The organism is Hymenobacter roseosalivarius DSM 11622 (assembly GCF_900176135.1).
GTDB lineage: Bacteria > Bacteroidota > Bacteroidia > Cytophagales > Hymenobacteraceae > Hymenobacter > Hymenobacter roseosalivarius.
The window spans coordinates 1-3,929 of sequence record NZ_FWWW01000109.1 but is presented as its reverse complement, the minus strand read 5'-3'; the positions used below and the strand labels follow the sequence as shown (position 1 = coordinate 3,929).

Annotated in this window: 6 protein-coding genes; 2 read left to right on the top strand and 4 right to left on the bottom strand. The window is 61.6% G+C overall.

What is annotated here, in order from left to right; translation table 11 throughout:
• Positions 1-252 precede the first annotated feature (252 nt).
• The gene (locus B9A24_RS20850; RefSeq protein ID WP_084447981.1) at positions 253-498 is read left to right on the top strand and encodes a hypothetical protein; all 246 of its coding nucleotides are present in this window, start codon (positions 253-255) and stop codon (positions 496-498) included.
• A gap of 7 nt (positions 499-505) precedes the next feature.
• Here B9A24_RS20850 and B9A24_RS20845 read toward each other — a convergent pair whose 3' ends face one another.
• The 4 genes from B9A24_RS20845 to B9A24_RS20830 form a co-directional block, all read right to left on the bottom strand.
• Positions 506-919, bottom strand: a complete 414-nt coding sequence (locus B9A24_RS20845; protein ID WP_084447979.1) for a hypothetical protein — start codon at positions 917-919, stop codon at positions 506-508.
• A gap of 61 nt (positions 920-980) precedes the next feature.
• Entirely contained in the window at positions 981-1,493 is a 513-nt protein-coding gene (locus B9A24_RS20840; RefSeq protein WP_084447976.1) for a hypothetical protein, read from the bottom strand.
• A 17-nt stretch (positions 1,494-1,510) separates the two neighbouring features.
• Positions 1,511-2,461 carry a relaxase/mobilization nuclease domain-containing protein gene (locus B9A24_RS20835; protein WP_084447974.1) on the bottom strand — a complete coding sequence of 317 codons (951 nt, stop codon included), beginning with the start codon at positions 2,459-2,461 and terminating at the stop codon, positions 1,511-1,513.
• Positions 2,458-2,850, bottom strand: coding sequence for a plasmid mobilization protein (locus B9A24_RS20830; RefSeq protein ID WP_084447971.1), 393 nt, complete (start codon positions 2,848-2,850; stop codon positions 2,458-2,460). Before B9A24_RS20830 ends, B9A24_RS20835 begins: the two co-directional genes overlap by 4 nt.
• Positions 2,851-3,406: 556 nt before the next feature.
• Between B9A24_RS20830 and B9A24_RS20825 the strand changes: the two genes are divergently transcribed.
• On the top strand, positions 3,407-3,929 hold a 523-nt coding region (locus tag B9A24_RS20825; protein WP_143435149.1), incomplete at its 3' end, for a cysteine hydrolase family protein.

Sequence of the window (3,929 nt, the reverse complement as noted above, 5' to 3'; positions counted from 1 at the left end):
CTGCTATAAGAAGGCCAACATAAGATTACTTATACCCCCGACCTCGGAATAATGGTGGTTTTTACCCCTACCGCCCCGGGCGCCTGAATGTGGTATTCTTCTGAGTTGGCCGGTCGATTTAGGTACCCATTTTTCAGGTCTTTTGGGTGCTTCTTCCCATCCGGGGCCGAAAGTATTGGAACAATTAAGCCCGATAGTTACATTTGTTGGCTGAAAAATCTTATTAACGACCACCCCGCCACCAGCTCTGCTATGCCCGCTCCGCTGAACTTTGGCCCGGCCGAGCAAACCCGCGAACAGCGCCAGGAAATTGCCGACCGTGCCCTTGCCATTACCCTCGCCGAAGAACAACACGCCAAGGACGAGTTATTGACCTTATATCACCGCTACATTGAGGGGGAAGTAGACCTGTACACCATCAGCGTGCGGGTCGGCGTGCAAACCCGGCAGCGGTTGCAACAATTAGTCGATGCCGGACCGGACCTCGGCGGCCAGTAGCCGGCCCCTATTTGCCGGCTTGTTGCACCAACCACTCGTTGGCCGCGCCTTCTTCAATAAACAGGGCGACGTGTACCGACCGCTGTAACTGGGCCACATGCACAATATCAATTGTATGGTCGTCCACGCGCACTAAATGCGCGGGCGAGAGCAGGTAGGCCAGAAAGGTGGGGCCGCCGAAATGGGCCGCTAGCAGGGGCATATAGTCGTCCATGAGCCACTGGGCCGTTTCCGGGTCTTCGTTATTGCGCCGCCGAATGTCCAGCAACCAGAGCCGGGAGCCAAACCCCTGGGCTTCCGCAAACAAATACTCGTAACTCGTCCGCATTTCGGCCGGGGTCGCTTCGCGCAACCACCGGCACACCATCGTGCCCGTCTCGGGGCGGTGCAGGCACTCCAAATACTCGGTTAATCTTTTCATTTGCTGTTCAAACGCTCTATTTAGGGTTAGGTTTTCAGTAGGTTGGGCCTGGTTAAAGAGGCTAAGGGAAATACTTCTTCACGGCCTTCGGATTGTCCCGTTTGAGGTCGAAATAGCCCTTGGACAACCAATCTAGGCTGGCCTTCTGCTGGGCCTGCTGCTGCTGAAGCGTCGCCACCTGCGCTTCCGCTACCCCTCTCTCTTTCCACAGATAGGTGCTCAGGCATATCAGGCCCATGAGTAGCACAATCACCCCCAACGCCAGCCGCACACTGGTAAAGCCCCACACCTCGCCCACCACGGGCACGCTGCGCGGAATCTGGGCAATCACCTGCTGCAACTGCGCGGTGCCCGTGGTGAGCGTCGTTTCGACCTTGGCGGGCGTGGCCAGGTGCGGCTGAATCGCCTCGGCTACCCCCTTGTAGTCGATGGTAAACCGCACTTCCTGCTTCACCTTGGCCAGCACCTCGTCCAGCTCGGCGCGGCTCACCGGCTTGCCCTGCTCTAAGCTGCGCTTGTTTAGCGCCTCGATGCCCCGGCGCAATGCGTTAATGTCTTGAAGTAGCTCTTGCATAAGTCGTTGCTGAAAAGTTAATCCCCCCTCTCGAAGCCTCGGGACTGCTGCTTGCCCGGCTGCTGCTGGGCCTGTCGTTCTTTGGCCTGGGTGTACTCGGCTGCTAGCTTGGCCAGCGCGTAGTCCTGGCCCACCTGCTGCCACGCCTGGGCCGGGTCGTGGGCGGGGCCTAGCTCCCGGACCTTGGCAAAGCCCGTTTCCAGATGGCCCGCGCTGTACTCGCGGCCCACCTGGCTACCCTTCACCCGGTGCCCGTCCTGCTCGAACACCACCCCGGCCGGGCTCCCGTCCTTGCGCCGCGTCAGCGCCAGCTCGATGCCGCGGGGGCGCAAGGCCTCGCGCAGCTCGTCAAAGCTGCGGGCCTGGCCCGCCGTGTAGCTCAGGGCGCGGCCAATCTCCTGCCGGGCGCGGCTCCACTCAGCCGACTGTTGCTCTTTCGGGGTCGTGGCCTTCTCCTGGGCCGGGGTCGGCCCGATTTCGCGGGCCTGCTGGCGGCCCACCTGGTCGGCCACGATTAGGCCGTACGCCTGCTCAATGCCCTTGCACACGTCCACGCTGCGCGAGCGGATAAACTGGTCGCTCACCGTCTGCCCGTCCAAATCCACCCGGTTTACCACCAGGTGCAGATGCGGGTGGGTCTTGTCCTGGTGGCGCACGACGGCCCATTGCGTGTTCTCCGGGTTGATGTGCAGCCCCTTTAGGTAGTCTTGGGCAATGCGGCCCATCACTTCGCCCGTCACCTTCTCCTTTTCCTCGACGGGAAACGCCAGCGCGACGTGCAGCACGGCCTTGCCCAATCCGGGGCGCATGGCCCGCACCGCGTCGAAGTCCGCCGCCATGTGTTCGGCGCTATCCGTGCGCACCCCGTGCGCGGCCAGCACCTCGGCCCCTCTGTCTGGAGTCTTTTCCTGGAGCACGTACCGGCACATCGCCCCGAACGACTGGTTCACCTTCACCTTCCCAATCATGGCGCTTCGGGTGCGAGCTGCTTCAACAGGTGGTGCATCTGGCCGAGTACCGTGGTCGCCCCCGTGCGCTGGTCCTGGCCCAAGTGCGCCAGTTTGGTGAGCTGGTTCAGGTTCGCGGCCATGCCGGCGAGCTGCGCCAGTTGCCGGGCCTGCTCCGGGCTGGGCGGTGCCGCCAGCTTCGTGGCCGTGTCCTGTTTGAGCCACACCGACCGCAGCACCTCGCCCTGGCTGAGCTGGTACTGGTCGGCCTCTTGGGTTAGGCGCTCGTGTTCCGCGTCCGTGAGCCGGACGCTCACGACGTGGCGCTGCTTTTCAGCCAGCGGACCGGGCTTGCGGCCGCCTTTGCGGGGGCGGTGGGGAGTGGAATGGGGGGGCGTTAGTTCTTCCATAGCGAGTTCCCCGAAGGGGCAAGGGTAGTGAGCCGGTAGGCGAACGGGTTTCCTGAATTGCGCGAAGCGCGATGCAGGAAACACATCTTGCGAAAACCGTTGAACGATGCCTGAACAGCCCACAAGGTACGAACCCCGCCCGCCTGCGCAACCCCCCGGCCTCCCTTTTTGGGGTTCTTCTTCCAAAAGGGCGGATTTACACGTTACGCAATAATATTGGCCTGTCTTAAAAGTTTAGTCCAGAGGAATTCCGCAGCAAGCAATTAGCCTTCAATTACTTAATAATCATAACATTACCTACAAGGCCGAAGCGGTAACCAGCTGCAACCCTGTTAAAAGTTTGCCGAAAGGCGGTTAGTTGGACGCCTGCCGCCAACCCCGGTATTAACAACTAGCCCTTAGCACCGCACGTAGCAACAAGCAAGCTGGGCCATTGTCCGGCGCTCCGGTCGGCTGTCATTGGCCTGCTTCACCCGCCCCGGCATGGTCGGGTGTTCCGGGCCCCGAATAGTTGGTCGGACCTCGCACCTTTATTCACCAAACTCAGCCCACCACTATGGAACACCACACCCGCCCCACCACTGGCCCCGCCACCTACCTGCCCAAGGCCGAAACCGGGCGCACCTTGCCCGCCGACCGCACCGTGCTGCTGGTCATCGACCCCGTCAATGATTTCCTGTCCGAAGGCGGCGCGGCCTGGGAAATGACCAAGGGCACGGTGGAGAAAAACAACGTCATTCCCAACCTGAAGCGCGCCATCGACGGCGCCCGGTCCCAGGGCATTCCGGTGCTGTTCGGGCCCATGGCGTACACCGAGGAAGATTACGCCCACCACCACCTGCAGAAGCGCAGCGGCATCAACCGCCTCATGTTCGAGAACAAAATGTTTCTGGCTGGCAGCTGGGGCGCCGATTTTCACCCCGAAATTCAGCCCCAGGCCCAGGACATCGTGCTGCTGCCCCACAAAAGCTGCGACGTGTTTCAGACCGACCTGGCCGGGCACCTGGAAAGCCGCGGCATCACCCACCTGGTCATTGCCGGCATGACGGCCAACCTGTGCTGCGAAAGCACCGGCCGCC

What these genes read in the sequence shown, in the direction of transcription:
- B9A24_RS20850 (WP_084447981.1), top strand. Translation starts at nt 253, where the DNA reads ATGCCCGCTCCGCTGAACTTTGGCCCGGCCGAGCAAACCCGCGAACAG.
- B9A24_RS20845 (WP_084447979.1), bottom strand. Translation starts at nt 919, where the DNA reads ATGAAAAGATTAACCGAGTATTTGGAGTGCCTGCACCGCCCCGAGACG.
- B9A24_RS20840 (WP_084447976.1), bottom strand. Translation starts at nt 1,493, where the DNA reads ATGCAAGAGCTACTTCAAGACATTAACGCATTGCGCCGGGGCATCGAG.
- B9A24_RS20835 (WP_084447974.1), bottom strand. Translation starts at nt 2,461, where the DNA reads ATGATTGGGAAGGTGAAGGTGAACCAGTCGTTCGGGGCGATGTGCCGG.
- B9A24_RS20830 (WP_084447971.1), bottom strand. Translation starts at nt 2,850, where the DNA reads ATGGAAGAACTAACGCCCCCCCATTCCACTCCCCACCGCCCCCGCAAA.